The sequence below is a fragment of the Mesorhizobium sp. M0701 genome, from assembly GCF_040320365.1.
In the GTDB taxonomy this organism is placed as follows: domain Bacteria; phylum Pseudomonadota; class Alphaproteobacteria; order Rhizobiales; family Rhizobiaceae; genus Mesorhizobium.
This window is the reverse complement of sequence record NZ_JAMYPO010000004.1, coordinates 73,103-87,618: the sequence shown is the minus strand read 5'-3', so window position 1 is coordinate 87,618 and position 14,516 is coordinate 73,103. Positions and strand designations below refer to the sequence as shown.

14 protein-coding genes are annotated in these 14,516 nt (G+C 63.6%); 1 reads left to right on the top strand and 13 read right to left on the bottom strand.

The features are described from left to right. Window positions 1–38: 38 nt before the first annotated feature. A complete protein-coding gene (locus NKI24_RS05775) occupies window positions 39–947 on the bottom strand; it encodes a LysR family transcriptional regulator (protein WP_352743851.1) in 909 nt (302 codons plus the stop codon). 78 nt (window positions 948–1,025) lie between these two features. Between NKI24_RS05775 and NKI24_RS05770 the strand changes: the two genes are divergently transcribed. Next, window positions 1,026–1,520, top strand: coding sequence for a DUF8737 domain-containing protein (locus NKI24_RS05770; RefSeq protein ID WP_352452246.1), 495 nt, complete (start codon window positions 1,026–1,028; stop codon window positions 1,518–1,520). Between the two features lie 5 nt (window positions 1,521–1,525). On the opposite strand, the gene NKI24_RS05765 is transcribed toward NKI24_RS05770, so the two are convergent. The 12 genes from NKI24_RS05765 to NKI24_RS05710 all read right to left on the bottom strand — a co-directional run bounded on the left by NKI24_RS05765 (window position 1,526) and on the right by NKI24_RS05710 (window position 14,500). Next, the gene (locus NKI24_RS05765) at window positions 1,526–2,965 is read right to left on the bottom strand and encodes a S8 family serine peptidase (protein WP_352452245.1); all 1,440 of its coding nucleotides are present in this window, start codon (window positions 2,963–2,965) and stop codon (window positions 1,526–1,528) included. Continuing rightward, the gene (locus tag NKI24_RS05760; protein ID WP_352452244.1) at window positions 2,955–3,623 is read right to left on the bottom strand and encodes an anti-sigma factor; all 669 of its coding nucleotides are present in this window, start codon (window positions 3,621–3,623) and stop codon (window positions 2,955–2,957) included. The genes NKI24_RS05765 and NKI24_RS05760 overlap by 11 nt, the downstream gene beginning before the upstream one ends. Beyond that, window positions 3,620–4,183 carry a sigma-70 family RNA polymerase sigma factor gene (locus NKI24_RS05755; RefSeq protein WP_352452243.1) on the bottom strand — a complete coding sequence of 188 codons (564 nt, stop codon included), beginning with the start codon at window positions 4,181–4,183 and terminating at the stop codon, window positions 3,620–3,622. The genes NKI24_RS05760 and NKI24_RS05755 overlap by 4 nt, the downstream gene beginning before the upstream one ends. 133 nt (window positions 4,184–4,316) lie before the next feature. Next, window positions 4,317–5,156, bottom strand: coding sequence for an alkaline phosphatase family protein (locus NKI24_RS05750; RefSeq protein ID WP_352452242.1), 840 nt, complete (start codon window positions 5,154–5,156; stop codon window positions 4,317–4,319). 93 nt (window positions 5,157–5,249) lie between these two features. Further along, window positions 5,250–6,935: an ABC transporter ATP-binding protein gene (locus NKI24_RS05745; RefSeq protein WP_352452241.1), complete on the bottom strand. Its 1,686-nt coding sequence runs from the start codon at window positions 6,933–6,935 to the stop codon at window positions 5,250–5,252. Continuing rightward, window positions 6,935–7,762: an ABC transporter permease gene (locus NKI24_RS05740; RefSeq protein ID WP_352743848.1), complete on the bottom strand. Its 828-nt coding sequence runs from the start codon at window positions 7,760–7,762 to the stop codon at window positions 6,935–6,937. The genes NKI24_RS05745 and NKI24_RS05740 overlap by 1 nt, the downstream gene beginning before the upstream one ends. Before the next feature lie 11 nt (window positions 7,763–7,773). Continuing rightward, window positions 7,774–8,733, bottom strand: coding sequence for an ABC transporter permease (locus tag NKI24_RS05735; RefSeq protein ID WP_023676218.1), 960 nt, complete (start codon window positions 8,731–8,733; stop codon window positions 7,774–7,776). Window positions 8,734–8,749: 16 nt separating this feature from the next. Next, entirely contained in the window at window positions 8,750–10,336 is a 1,587-nt protein-coding gene (locus NKI24_RS05730) for an ABC transporter substrate-binding protein (RefSeq protein ID WP_023676219.1), read from the bottom strand. 154 nt (window positions 10,337–10,490) lie between these two features. Next, window positions 10,491–12,473: a CocE/NonD family hydrolase gene (locus NKI24_RS05725; RefSeq protein WP_352452239.1), complete on the bottom strand. Its 1,983-nt coding sequence runs from the start codon at window positions 12,471–12,473 to the stop codon at window positions 10,491–10,493. An 85-nt stretch (window positions 12,474–12,558) separates the two neighbouring features. Then, entirely contained in the window at window positions 12,559–13,152 is a 594-nt protein-coding gene (locus NKI24_RS05720; protein WP_352743999.1) for a nucleoside deaminase, read from the bottom strand. Then, window positions 13,152–13,655, bottom strand: coding sequence for an ureidoglycolate lyase (locus tag NKI24_RS05715; RefSeq protein WP_352452237.1), 504 nt, complete (start codon window positions 13,653–13,655; stop codon window positions 13,152–13,154). The genes NKI24_RS05720 and NKI24_RS05715 overlap by 1 nt, the downstream gene beginning before the upstream one ends. Beyond that, a complete protein-coding gene (locus NKI24_RS05710) occupies window positions 13,652–14,500 on the bottom strand; it encodes a bifunctional allantoicase/(S)-ureidoglycine aminohydrolase (RefSeq protein ID WP_023676221.1) in 849 nt (282 codons plus the stop codon). Before NKI24_RS05710 ends, NKI24_RS05715 begins: the two co-directional genes overlap by 4 nt. Window positions 14,501–14,516: the final 16 nt, after the last annotated feature.

Sequence of the window (14,516 nt, the reverse complement as noted above, 5' to 3'; positions counted from 1 at the left end):
GGCGGCTGTTAGCCAGCACCAGCGGGTGCGTCCTGGTCTCAGGCCGCGGATTTGAGGTGATCGATGAAGGCGCGCAGCTTCGGCAGGACTTGGCGCTTGCCGGGATGATAAAGGAAGACACCCGGCGTCGTCGTGGCGACGCTGTCCAGCACCGACTGGAGTTTTCCTTCGGCTATCAGACCTTCGGCGAGTGGTCGCGGTGGCTGCGCCAGCCCAACGCCCCGCATCGCAGCCCCGACCAATGTCGAATAGTCGTGCGCAATCAGCGGGCCTGAGACGACCGCTTCGATTGCGCCGTTGCCGTCGATGAACGACCAGGGCGCGATAGCGCCATTCGAGCGGCGCAAGCGTAGGCAGGCGTGGTGGCGCAAGTCGTCGACACGCTCGGGACGGCCGTGGCGCTCGAGATAGTCAGGGCTGCCGACGACCACGAACGAGAACGGCGCTGTCAGCCGCACTGCGACCATGTCGGCGGCGATGAGCTGGCCGAGGCGGATGCCGGCATCGAACCCGCCGGTCGCGAGATCGATCATCTGGTCGCTCACGGCGATCTCCAGTTCGATCTCAGGATAGGCTTGGCAGAACGACGCGAGCACCGGCTCCAACATCAGCGGCACGATAGCGCGAGGCACAGACAGACGTAGCAGCCCGGTCGGCCGCTGGCCGATATCGCGAGCAGCCTCGCCGGCCGCAACGAGCTCCTCGAATGCCGGGCCGGCACGGTCGAGGAACCGCTGGCCAGGTTCGGTTAAACCAACGCTCCGCGTCGTGCGGACGAACAGCGCCGTGCCCAGGCGGGCTTCCAGCGCGCGCACCGCTTGGCTCACGGCGGATGGTGTCACGCCGAGATCGGCGGCGGCGCGGCGGAAGTTACGGCGCCTGGCGACGGCCAGGAACGCCTCGACGCCCTCCAGCGCACCATGTCGGACTGTGTAGTTCTGCTTCATAGGTTGTTGTGATTACACCGGATAGTCGAATTGCGGTAGCGGGCTTAAAGCCGCGTGAATCAACTGTGAGGAAGCCAAATGTCCACGGAAATGGTGTTCCAAACCCACCTTGTTCTCGGCTACGTCGCGTGGCTGCTTTGCTTCGGCGCGTACGGTTTGCCGTGGCTCAGGTCGATGGACCGGGTCGCGGCGCAACGCGCCATCGCCACGCTTCACAGCTTCCGCTTCTTCGGGCTCGTCTTCATGGTTCCAGGCGTCGTAAGCCCCAATCTGCCCACCGACTTCGCCGTATTCGCCGCCTACGGCGATTTCGCGACTGGCGTGCTGGCCATGCTGGCGCTGCTCACGGTGAGGATACGCCCGCTCTTCTGGCCGTTGGTCGTCGCCTTCAATGTCGTAGGGACGGTCGACCTCATCGTCGACTATTACCACGCCATTCAGATCGGCCTTCCTGCACGCGCAGGCGAACTGGGCGCCACCTACGCGATCCCGATCATCTACGTACCGCTGCTGATGATAACGCACATCGCCGCATTCTATTTTCTCCTACGTCCTCAGCAAAACGCGACTTGAGCGGGCTATTCCTTCGCCGCTTCGGCCGCCTTGGTGTCCAGCAGGCCAAAGCCGAAATCATTGTCGCGCCCCTTGGGGCCGAGATCCTTTGCCGTGGCGGCAAGTGCTTTCTCGACCCAGTCGGCGGAGCGGTCGGGCGCGGCATGCAACAGATTGGCGATCGCGCCGGTCACGATCGCTGCGGCGAAGGACGTCCCGGTCACCACGTCCGAGCCGGCGCCGCTCGGCGCCACCATCTCGACGCCGGGAGCGGAGATGAAGACGTAGGCGCCGCGATTGGCCTGCGGCATCAGCCCGTCCTTGGCATCGGTGGCCGTCACCGCGATCACGCCGACGAAGGCGGCCGGATAACCATAGGGCGCCTTCGGTCCGTTATTGCCGGCGGCCGCAACCAGCACGATGCCAAGCGCGCGCGCATTGCGGCAGGCGATGCCGAGCAGGTCGTTCTTCGGACCGACGAAGCTCATATTGATGATGCGGACATCCTGCTCCGCCGCCCAGTCGAGCGCCGAAAGGATGACGTCCATGGTCGACTTGCCGCCCTCGAAGGCGCGGGCATGATAGATCCTGGCGCCCGGCGCCATGCCTTTGAACGCGCCGGTGCCGGCGATCAGTCCATCGACCGAAGTGCCGTGGTCGCGCGCCTTGATCGGCACGTCGGGCATGGCATCGAACTGCCCGGCGATGACGCCGGAGAGCGCCGGATTGCCGTCATCGATGCCGGTGTCGATGACGCCGACGCGCACATTCTCGCCGCTGGCTTTGTCGGCATCGAGCGCGATGCGCTCGAACGCATAATTGACGATGCTGGCCGCCTGCTGCAGCGAGTAGACATGGTTGGCCTCACGCCGCAAAGTACGGCCGTCGGCGGCAAGTTGCGCCAGCACGACGCCGACCGGGCGGCCATCGGGAATGCCGAAGCGCACCAGCGTGTTGCCGAGCAGCCGCGACTGCCGCTGCGAGCGTATCTCGAGGCCGAACGAGGCCGCGATCTGCTGGACCGCGCCGGCGTCGCCATTGACGGTGACCAGCACCTCGTCGGGCACGAAATCGCCGGTCACGGCGCGCGGCGGCTCGGTTGCCACAGGATCGGTCGGCGCAACCACCGCACCGCCCGGCGCGGCAGCCTGTATTGCCGGCGCGACGGCGGGTGGGGCCGCAGTATTGCCAGGAGGTATCGGCGCCTCGGTGACTACGGCAGGATTGGGGAACAGGTCGACAATCAAGCCCGGAAGAAACACCGCGCCCGTTGTTCCATGAGCCGGCGCTTTGCCGCCATCCTTCACGCCGCCGCCATCCTTGGCGCAGTCGGCGTTGGAAGCACTTCCCCGGTTCAGGCAGTCGATCTCAGCCTGGGTGAGGTTCGGGTCATTGGTCTGCGCCATTGCGGACGCGGCGAAGATTGTCATCGCCGCCGTCAATCGAATGACCGCCTTAGCCGCCATCAGCCGGTTTCCTTCCCTCCAGCGCAGCTTCGGTGAAAGGCTGGGCGGCAATAAGGCCAAGCAGCTTCTGATAGTCGGCGGCGGTCTTGGCCGGAACGCCGAGGCGGAAGACGCCGTCGGCGGTCGGCCCGCCGGCGATCTTCAACTGGTTCTGGTCGAGAAAAGCGATGATGTCGGACAGCTTCGCATCCGGTTTGAACTTCACAAGGGCAAACGGCATTTTGGCCAGATCGTCCTCCGATCCGGCAATCTCGAAATCGCCACCTCTGTTGCCAGTCTGCACAAAAGACTGCACGACGACCAGAGCCAGCAGCACCGCGGCCGCGGCCCAGGCGACGCCGGCGGGCACCGCCATGAAGCGGCTCCAGGCTTGCGCCAGCCAGGACGATGCCGCCGGCGCGCGGGACGGGCCGGCCTCGGCGTCGAGCGCCTTGGCAAAGCGGCTGAGCGCATCGGCCGGCGGGCGGATTGCCTCGTTTGCGGCAGCGGTGCCGGAGAATTCAGCCTCGGCCTCGCCTAGTGCGGCCATCGCCGCCGGATCGCTCGCCAGCCATTCCTCGATGGCTTCGAGCTCGGTACCCTCCAGCGAGCCGTTCAGATAAAACGGCAGCAGCATTTCCATTTCGTCGCGGCGTGACATCTTTTCAGCGGCGCTCATGGCCACCCCCTGTCGTAACCGGCGGCCTTGAGGGCTTCGCCGAGTTTCTTGCGGGCGTAGAACATCCTGGTCTTGACCGTTGCGACCGGGATGCCGAGTACCTCGCCGATCTCGCTCACCGATTGCCCGTGATAATAGGCAAGGTCGATCACCGTGCGGTGCTCTTCCGGCATGGCATCGATAAAGCGTCGCAAGGCGGCGGCCTTGTCTTCCTTCATCGTCACGACTTCCGGCGTGTCGGCGCCGTCGGCGACCTGGGCCGCGTCATCGTCGTCGATCCAGTCTTCCTTCTTCTTGCGCAGCAGGGACAGCGCCTTGAAGCGGGCAATGCCGAGCAGCCATGTCGAGACCTCCGAGCGCCCCTCGAAGGCCGGTGCCTGCCGCCAGAGTTCGAGGAACACCTCGTTCGCGATATCGTCGGCCATCAGTTCCGATCCCGTCTGGCGTGCCACGAAGCGGTAGACCCGCGCGTGGTGGCGCATGAACAGGAGCCGCACGGCGGCACGGTCGCCTTTCGCGACCCGCTCGACAAGCGCGCGATCGGTCTCCGCGGCCGTCATCGCCGGTCGAGCCGCCTGGCTCCTGCCTGCTCTGTCGCTGATCGGCCCAAAAAGGTTCACCGCATCCGCCCGTATATTTGCGGAGGCTAACTGAAGAGCGGGAGCGTTGCCAGAGGGAGAAGAGGGCGCGCGCTCAACTCAGGAACGGCTCCGCCTTCATCGTCGCCGGCACCGGCACGCCGAGGCGCGCAAGCACCGTCGGCGCGAGCTGCAGCTGATCGAGCAGCGTATTGGCTTCCGGACCCTCGCCGGATCCGAAGTAGTAAAGTGCGAAATCCTGCATCTCATCGTCGTGGCCGCCATGATGGCCGCGATCGGTCTGGCCATGATCGGCGGTGACGATCACCTCGTAGCCGGCTTCCCGCCAGCGCGGCAGAAAGCCGGCGAGCATGGCGTCCATTGCATAGACGGCATGATCCATCTCGTGGCAGTCATGGCCGAAGCGGTGGCCCATCGAGTCCAGAGTACAGCTGTGCAGGATGCCGTAGTCGATGCCGTAGCGCCTGGTCAGCATGGTCAACGTCGCGAACAGGTCGACGTCGCTCGGCGTCATCTGGTTCCTGGCATTGTAGCCGGTCATGGTGTGGAACCGGCCATGGCTGATCGGCCTGCCCGGCTGGTCGAACTCCATGTCCTCGACCAGGTCGAACGGATAGGCCCGGAAGAATTCGGACCAGTAGGAGTGGGTGACCGCACCGGTCTTGCCGCCGGCCCTGCTGACTTCGGAAAAGATGTCCGGCTGTTCGACGCGAAACCGGTTCTCGTTCGACAGGATACCGTGCACCTGGGGCGGCACGCCGGTGTGGATCGAGGCATAGCAGGATGCCGAGGTCGACGGCAGCACGGAGCGCATTTTCCATACGCGGGCTTCGCCTGATTGCACCCAGCCTTCGAGATTGCCCATCAGCCGTCGCCAGTTCCGGTAAGGCACGCCGTCGAGGATGATGAGCAATAGTTTTGTGTTGAGCGCCAAGGGCGCCTCCATGCGGCTTAATCGGAAAAGTCAGGGCGGGCCTGCCGTTCAATCCACGCCCGGACAGGATCGTCGGGCGCAAAGGGCGGCCCGCTAGTTCCCCGCGCTGGCCATGCGCCGTCCCTTGATCGCTTTCTCTAGCCAGCCGATCTCCATTTCTGGCACCGACGATAGCAAAAGATCGGTGTAGGCATCGAAGGGTGGCGTCAGCACGGTGCTCTTGGCGCCGTAGCGCACCACTTCGCCGCGATACATCACGGCGATTGAATCGGCGATCGACTTGACCGTGGCCAGGTCGTGGGTGATGAACAGATAGGCGACGTTTTCCTCTTTCTGCAGCCCGAGGAGCAGCTCCAGTATGCCGTGGGCGACCAGCGGATCGAGCGCCGAGGTCACCTCGTCGCAGATGATCAGCTTCGGCTTTGCGGCGAGCGAGCGGGCGATGCAGACGCGCTGCTTCTGGCCGCCCGAAAGCTCGGCCGGATAGCGGTCGACATAGCCTTTGCCCATTTCGATCTTGTCGAGCAGTTCCGCGACACGGGCGTCACGTTGCCTTCCGCGCAGACCGAAATAGAATTCCAGCGGCCGGCCGATGATGGTGCCGACCGTCTGGCGCGGGTTCATCGCCACGTCGGCCATCTGGTAGATCATCTGCAGTTGGCGAAGATCCTCTTTCGGCCGGTCGGCAAGCCGGTTGGCGAGCGGCCGTCCGTCGAAGGTGACGGCGCCTTGTTCGGGCGGCAAGAGGCCGGTGATGGCGCGCGCCAGTGTCGATTTGCCGGAGCCGGACTCGCCGACCACCGCCAGCGTCTGGCCGGGGAAAATATCGACCGAGACGTTCTTCAGCACCTTGATGTGACTGCGGCCATAGGCGGCGGTGATGTTCTTGACCGACAGGAACGGGCTCGTGCCAGGCTGCTGCTCCTGGTGTTCGATCTCATGCACCGAAACCAGCGCGTTGGTGTATTCCTGGCGCGGCTCCTTGATGATCTGGCGGGTGCCGCCCCATTCGACCAGCCGGCCGTGGCGCAGCACCATGATCTCGTCCGAGACCTGGGCGACGACGGCAAGGTCGTGAGTGATGTAGAGCGCCGCGACATGCGTGTCGCGGATGGCATCCTTGATCGCCGCCAGGACGTCGATCTGCGTCGTCACGTCGAGCGCCGTGGTCGGCTCGTCGAAGACGATCAGGTCGGGTTCCGAGCACAGCGCCATTGCCGTCATGACGCGCTGCAGCTGACCGCCCGACACCTGGTGGGGGAAGCGCTCGCCGATGCTTTCGGGATTCGGCAGGCTGAGCTTCTTGAACAGCGCCACGGCGCGCTTTTCGGCTTCGGCCCGCGTCGCCGTGCCGTGCAGGAGTGCTGCCTCGACCACCTGGTCCATCAGCCTGTGCGCCGGATTGAAGGCGGCTGCCGCCGATTGCGCGACATAGCAGACCTCGCGGCCGCGCAATTTGCGAAACCCTTCGTTGCCGCCCTTCAAGATGTCGCGGCCATTGAGGATGACCTCGCCGCCGGTGATGCGCACGCCGCCGCGGCCGTAGCCCATCGACGACAGGCCGATGGTCGATTTGCCGGCGCCGGACTCGCCGATCAATCCGAGCACCTTGCCCTTTTCGAGCGTCAGCGAGACATCGTGCACCAGCACGATGTTCTTCGGCGCCTCACCCGGCGGATATACCGTGGCCTCGATGCGCAGATTGCGGATGTCGAGCAGCACGCCGGACTTCGGTTGCCCGGGCTTCGGTTGCCCGGGCTTCGGTTGCTTGTCAGCCATTACCCGCGTCCTCCCTTCAGGCTTGTCGTGCGGTTGAGCACCCAGTCGGCGACGAGATTGACGGAAATCGCCAGCGCTGCGATCGCCGCCGCCGGAATGAGGGCGGCGCCTATGCCGAAGACGATGCCATCCTTGTTTTCCTTGACCATGCCGCCCCAATCGGCGTCCGGCGGCTGCACGCCAAGCCCGAGGAAGGACAGCGTCGACAGGAACAGTACGGCATAGATGAAGCGCAGGCCGAGTTCCGAAACCAGCGGCGACAGCGCATTGGGCAGGATTTCCCGGAAGATGATCCAGCCGCTGCCTTCGCCGCGCAGCTTGGCCGCCTCGACATAATCCATGACGTTGATGTCGACGGCGACCGCCCTCGACAGGCGGTAGACGCGGGTCGAGTCCAGAATGCCCATGACCAGGATCAGTGTCACGAGATTGGATGGCAGCACCGACAGCACGACAAGGGCCATGATCAGTGTCGGGATCGACATCAGGAGATCGACGAGACGCGACAGAAGCGTGTCGAACCAGCCGCCGAAAACCGCTGCCGAAAAGCCGAGGACGGCGCCGAGCGAGAAGGACAGCGCGGTCGCCAGCACCGCGATGAACAGGGTGATGCGGGCGCCGTAGATCATGCGCGACAACAGATCGCGGCCGAGATTGTCGGTGCCCAGCCAATGCGCCGCGGACATCGGTTCCCAAGGGACGTCGCTGACGATCTCGGCATTGCCATGCGGCGCGATCCACGGCGCAAAAATTGCTGCCAGCACGAACAGCGCCGTCAGCACGATGCCGACCAATGCCGGGATGGGGATGCGTTTGATGACGAGCATACCCGCCCCCCTCATTTCGGATGTCTGAGGCGCGGATTGGCGATGATCGCCGCTATGTCCGCGATGATGTTCAGGCTGATGTAGACGGCGGCGAAGATCAGCCCGACCGCCTGCACCACCGGCACGTCACGCTTGGTGACGTGGTCGACGAGGTATTGGCCCATGCCTGGATAGACAAAGATAACTTCGACCACGACGACGCCGACGATCAGGTAAGCGAGATTGAGCATGACGACGTTGATGATCGGCGCAATGGCATTGGGGAAGGCATGCCTGCGGATGACCGCGAAGGCCGAAAGCCCCTTGAGTTCGGCGGTTTCGACATAGGCCGACTGCATGACATTGAGGATCGCGGCGCGCGTCATGCGCATCATATGGGCTAGCACCACCAGGGTCAGCGCCGCCGCCGGCAGTGCGATGGCCTGAATGCGTTCGCCGAAAGGCATCCCGTCATAGACAGTGGAAATGGCGGGAAACCATTGATGTTGCACCGCGAAGAAAAAGACGAGCACATAGCCGACGAAGAATTCCGGGAAGGACGTCGAGGCCAGCGCCAGTCCCGAGATCAGCTTGTCGACCCAGCCATTGCGGTAGCGCACCGCGATCAGCCCGAGGATGATCGCCAGCGGCACCGCGACGACCGCCGCCCAGAAGGCGAGGAACAGCGTGTTCCACAGCCTTCCCTTGATAGAGGTTGCGATATCCTGACCGCTCGACATCGCCGTGCCGAGATCACCGGTCAGAATGCCGCCGAGCCAGCGAAAATAACGGATGTAAGCGGGATCATTGAGGCCGAGCTGCTCGCGCAGATTGGCGAGCGACTCCGGTGTCGCCGACTGTCCTAGGATGGCTTGCGCGACGTCGCCGGGCAGGATCTGGGTGCCGGCGAAGATCAGGACCGAAACGGCCAACAGCAGCAGAATGCCCAGCGCAATGCGCTGGGCCACCAGTTTCACGATGGGTGAGGACATATCCGCAAGGCCGGGCTCAGGCTTCGAGCCAGCACTTCGCCAGAGCATATCCGTTCATCAACTCCTGATGCGGATCATCCACCCACCCGGCAACCTTGGCGCCCGTCGCGTCGATAAACTGATTGAACATCGGCAGGATCAGGCCGCCCTCGTCGCGCACCATCACAGCCATGTCGTGGTACATTGCCTTGCGCTTGGCCTCGTCGAGCTCGGCGCGAGCCGCCAGCACCATCTTGTCGAAATCCGGACGCTTGAACCGTGTGTCGTTCCAGTCGGCCGTCGACAGATAGGCAGTCGAGTACATCTGGTCCTGCGTCGACCGGCCGCCCCAGTAGGAGGCGCAGAAGGGCTGCTTGTTCCAGACTTCCGACCAATAGCCGTCGCCCGGCTCGCGCTTGATCTCCAGCGTGATGCCGGCCTTGGCAGCACTCTGCTGGAACAGCTGTGCAGCATCGACGGCACCGGGGAAGGCGACGTCCGACGTCCGGAGCAGGACGGCACCGTCATGGCCCGACTTCTTGTAGTGGAACTTGGCCTTGTCGGGATCGTATTTGCGCTGCTCGATCTCGGTGAATAGCGGGTACGATGCATTGATCGGGAAGTCGTTGCCGAGCGAGCCATAGCCACGCAGCACCTTGTTCAGCATCTCCTCGCGGTCGATCGCCAGCTTCAACGCCATCCGCAAATCGTTGTTGTCGAACGGCGCGGTGTTGCAGTGCATGATGAAGACGTAGTGGCCGGGTCCCGAATGGTTGCGGATGGTGACGCCGGGCACGCGCTTGATCAGATCGACGATCTTCGGCTCGACGCGGTTGATCATGTGGACCTGGCCGCCCTGCAGGGCGGCCGTACGCGCCGTGGCGTCGTTGATGACGATGATCTCTATCTGGTCGGCATGGCCCATCTTGTCGCCCTGCCAATAATTGGCGAAGCGCTCGCCGCCATGGCGCACGCCGGGCTCGTTGGTGGTGACCTTGTAAGGACCCGCCGAGATGCCGGCATCGGCCTTGTCCTTGCCGCCATTCGGCTGAATGATCAGGTGATAGTCGCTAAGCAGGTAGGGCAGGTCGGCATTCGGCTCCTTCAGCGTCAGCACCACTTCCTTGCCGCTGGCCTTGATGCTCTCGATGCCTTTCATGTAACCGAGCGCACCGGACTTTGACTTCTCGTCCGAATGGCGTTCGAGGGTGGCGGCCACGTCCTCTGCGGTCACCTTCTTGCCGTTGTGGAACTCGACGCCATCGCGGATCTTCAGCGTCCAGGTCTTGGCGTCGTCCGACGAGCCGATCTCTTCGGCGATGCGGTTCTCGAGCTTGCCTTCGGGAGACAGTTCGACGATCAGTTCGCCCCACATCTTGCCGAAGGCGAACGGCACCTGCGTCATAAACAGCGCCGGATCGAGGCTGTTGGTGGACTCGCCACCGACCAGGCCGGCCTTGAGCGTGCCGCCCTTGACCGGACCCGCCGCGCGGGAAGCGCTGGATAGCAGCGAATTGGCGATGGTTGCGGTGACGCCAAGCGCTGCTGCCCGGCCGAGAAAATCGCGACGGCTCAGCTTGCCGGACGCAACGCGCCGGCTCAGATATTCCAGTTCGTTTGACATGTTGAGTTCCTCACTCTGTTGGTCCGACCTTATGGTCGTTTTTCTCATTTCTATCGGGAGAATAATGACCGTAAGGGAAAGCGGTAAGCAAGACCGAATGCGACATGCCGTGGCGTAAATCGTGCGTCGCAATTGGACCAATCGCTATAAGCGCTCAAAGCAGTGCGCGCGGGATTTTCTCCTCGAAGTTGCGCTCGAAGACGAGTTTCTCGCCTTCATAGGCTTCAATTCTGGCGCTAACCACGAAGCTTTGCGCGTCGGAGCGCATTTCGGCGAAGGTTTCGGTGCGCACCGACCATCCATTTCGCGACAGCGTCTGGGTCCAATGCGCCTTGCCCGAGGCTGACAGCGGATTGTCGGGATGGATCGCCCATGTCTCTCTGGCGACGCTGCCATTGGCGAGGCCATGCTCCAGGTCGCGCACCTCACCAAAATCGTCCACGATGGAAAGCGTGGTCATTCCGGTCTTTTCGTCGCGATCGACATGACGCTCGGAATTGGCGGCGCGGACCGTTTCGGTTGCCCAGGGCGTGGCGCTTTCGGGAGCGGGGAAGGTGACCTCGTCGCCTGTCGCCGGCGGGCGCAGCGGCAGCATCAATGTCGCGGCCGACAATTCGAGCCGGACCGGCTCCGGCGACGGCCAGATCATCGGCCAATAGGCGTTCGAAACGGCAACGCGCAAGCGGTGGCCGGCCGGCACGCGATAGGCGCATTGGTCGAGCACCACCCGGGCGCTGACGGTTTCGCCGGGCACCAGCGCTTCGGGAAATTCGTGCGAGTTGCGATGCGTCAGGTTGAGCACGCCGTAGGAGATGAGTTCCGACGCGCCGTCCGGGTGGACGTCGCACAGCCGAACCGCGATGTTCGCCTGGCGCCGGTCCGACGAGACCCTGACCACAACTTCGGGAGCACCGACAATGTCGACCGTTTCGGTCAGCACCGGCTGGTCGAAGCACACCGACAGCGCATCGTCGGGGCGCTGGTCACCCGGCAGTTCCGGGCCGAAGGTGAAGGGGAAATATTCGCCGCCGGCGAGGCCGCAGCTTTGCGGCGAAGCGACGATAGCGTGGTTGCCTTCAGCGATAAGCTCAACCTCTTGCGTCTTGATGTTAGGTGACGGCCATTCCGATTCAGCGACCCAGCGGCCCGGCCGCTCGGGATGCCAGCGCGCCGGACGCACGCTGTCCATGACATAGGCGCGGTAGGCGGGGTCGGCCTCGACGCCGGTGTCGATGTCCTTCAGCCAGCGGTCCCACCAGCGCAAGGCCTCCTGCAGGAAGCCGATGCGCGGTTCGGGCGCGGCGTAATGCGGGTATTTGTGGATCCACGGGCCGACGATGCCCTTGACCGGCGCCTGGATGTTGGCGGCGAGATGGGAAATCGTATTGCGATAGCCGTCATGCCAGCCGCCGATCGACAGCACCGCGGCATGGATCGCCGAATAGTCTTCACAGATCGAGCCGCGCTTCCAATAGGCGTCGCGATGCTGGTGTTTCAGCCATAGCGGCGCCAGAAAGGGCTGGTTCTCCAGCCGGGTCAGCCACAGGTCGCGCCATCTGTTGTCGCCGGCCAGCAACGGATCCGGCGGCCGCGACGAATAGGACAGCATGGTCGAGGCCCAGCCAAAATTCTCGATCAGCAGGCAGCCGCCCTTGTAGTGAATGTCGTCGGCATAGCGGTCGACCGTCGAACAGAGACTGATGACCGCCTTCAGCGCTGCCGGCTGCTTGGCTGCTACCTGCAGGCAGTTGAAGCCGCCCCAGGAAATGCCCATCATGCCGACATTGCCGTTGCACCAGGGCTGCGCCGCCGCCCAGGCGATGACGTCGCAGGCGTCCTGCAGTTCCTGCTCGGAATATTCATCGTCCATCAGCCCTTCGGAATCGCCATTGCCGCGCATGTCGACGCGGATCGAGGCGTAGCCGTGGCCTGCGAAATAGGGATGCGTCAGCTGATCGCGATAGATCGTGCCGTCGCGCTTGCGGTAGGGCAGGTGCTCGAGGATCGCCGGCACCGGATCGTCGGCAGCATCGGCCGGCATCCACACCCGCGCCGACAGCCGGCAGCCGTCCGGCATGATGATCCCTATATCCGGAAATTCGACGATCTTTCGTGGGAATTCAGTGACGATTTTCATGCGGGCGAACTCCAGGAGCGCCAGATGATGGAGCCCGTGAGAGCGCGTCATGGGCCAGTCAACGAATTCGGCTGGTCAATCCGCGTCAATTCAGCGGTATGTCGTTTTCGGCCTTGCTTGCTTGATAGGCGGCGGACAATTCGTCATAGCGCGCTGATATTGTGTGGATGCGCGCTTCCAGCCGACCGCGCTCGGGGTCGGGCAGCGAGCGCACCAATTTGCGGATCGAAAAGCTCTTCCAATAGGCATTCTCGGCATTGTAGCCGCCGGGATCGAGGGTGAAGACCTCTTTCAGAATCTTCAGATCGTGCGGGATGTCGAAGCTGTCGCGCGAGTCCTCGTGGCTGAACAGATAGAAGAAATTGTCGAAGCCGGTCCAGGTGATCGCCGACAGGCAGAGCGAGCAGGGCTCGTGGCTGGAGAGGAAGATAGCCTCCTTGGTATCGACGCGTTCGGCTTTAGGCATTTCGTAGAAGCGCTTCAGGCAATGCACCTCGCCGTGCCAGAGCGGGTTTTCGGTCTCGTTGTTGGTTTCGGCAAGCACCAGCGAGCGGTCGTCCTTGCGCAGAATGGCCGCGCCGAACAACTTGTTGCCGTCCGCAACGCCTTCGACGGTCTTCGGCACGATGTCGTGCTCGATGACGTCGAGCAGGCGATCGATCAGCGAAATGTCGGTCATCATCTAATCCCGTCGGGAAGATCGATCTCGTAGGCGTGCGAGAAATGGCACTCTTCGAGATTGGAGCCGTCGCCGCCGCGGTCGACGACCACAAAATCCTGGACATCGCCGATCGGCGTCAGCACGCCGTGCCACAGATTGCGCGGGTAGTTGACGCCTTGCCCGGGCGCGGTGATGAAGGCGTGCGGCTCGCCAGGTCCTTCCTCGCCATCATGGCAGACGACGACCAGGAACGGCCGTGGTGACAGCGGGATGAAGGCCTGGCTGCCGAACGGATGGCGCTCCACCATGGTCAGCTTCAACGGCAGCTCATAGGGCGTGCCACGCACCATCGAGATCAGCACGCGCGCATTCGGCCCTCGTGCTTCCGCGGTGGCGAGGTCATCGTAGCGCTCGGCCTTGCCGCCATTGATCGGATAATGGTTGTCGCCGCCCATATCGATGACGTCGCCGAATTCGGCGAAATTCTCGCGGGTCAGCGGCCGCGCGACGATGCGGGTCATGGTGTGGGTCTCGCGACGCCGGCGCTGCCAAGCTTGGCGTGGCGGTTGACGTCCTTGTAGAGGAGATAGCGGAATTTGCCTGGCCCGCCGGCATAACAAGCCTGCGGGCAGAAGGCGCGCAGCCACATATAATCGCCAGCCTCGACCTCGACCCAATCCTGGTTGAGACGATAGACCGCCTTGCCCTCCAGCACATAGAGCCCGTGCTCCATGACATGCGTCTCGGCGAAAGGAATGACCGCGCCCGGCTCGAGCGTGACGATGGTGACATGCATGTCGTGGCGCATGTCGGCCGGATCGACGAAGCGCGTGGTTGCCCATCGGCCTTCGGTACCCGGCATCGGCGTCGGCGCGATGTCCTGTTCGTTGACGAAGAACGCTTGCGGCGGCTCGATGCCGTCGACTGCATCATAAGTCTTGCGAATCCAGTGGAAGCGGACGGCGGCGCCGCTTTCATTGTGCACCGTCCACCCACTCGCCGGCGGCAGGAAGGCAAAGCCGCCCGGCCTTAAGCTATGTTTCTTGCCGGCAAGCGAAACGCTTAACTCGCCTTCGACCACGAACAGCGCACCTTCGGCGGCGGCGTCAAGCTCAGGGTGGTCGCTGCCGCCGCCAGGCGCGAGCTCGACGATATATTGCGAAAACGTCTCGGCAAAACCCGACAGCGGCCGCGACAGCACCCAGACGCGTGTCCCATCCCAGAACGGCAAGGCGCTGGTGACGATGTCCTGCATCACGCCCTTGGGGATGACGGCATAGGCCTGTGTGAACACAGCGCGGCCGGTCAGCAATTCGCTCTGGCCGGGATGTCCGCCCTGCGGCGCATAATAGGTTCGCTCGGCCATTTTCATCATATCCATA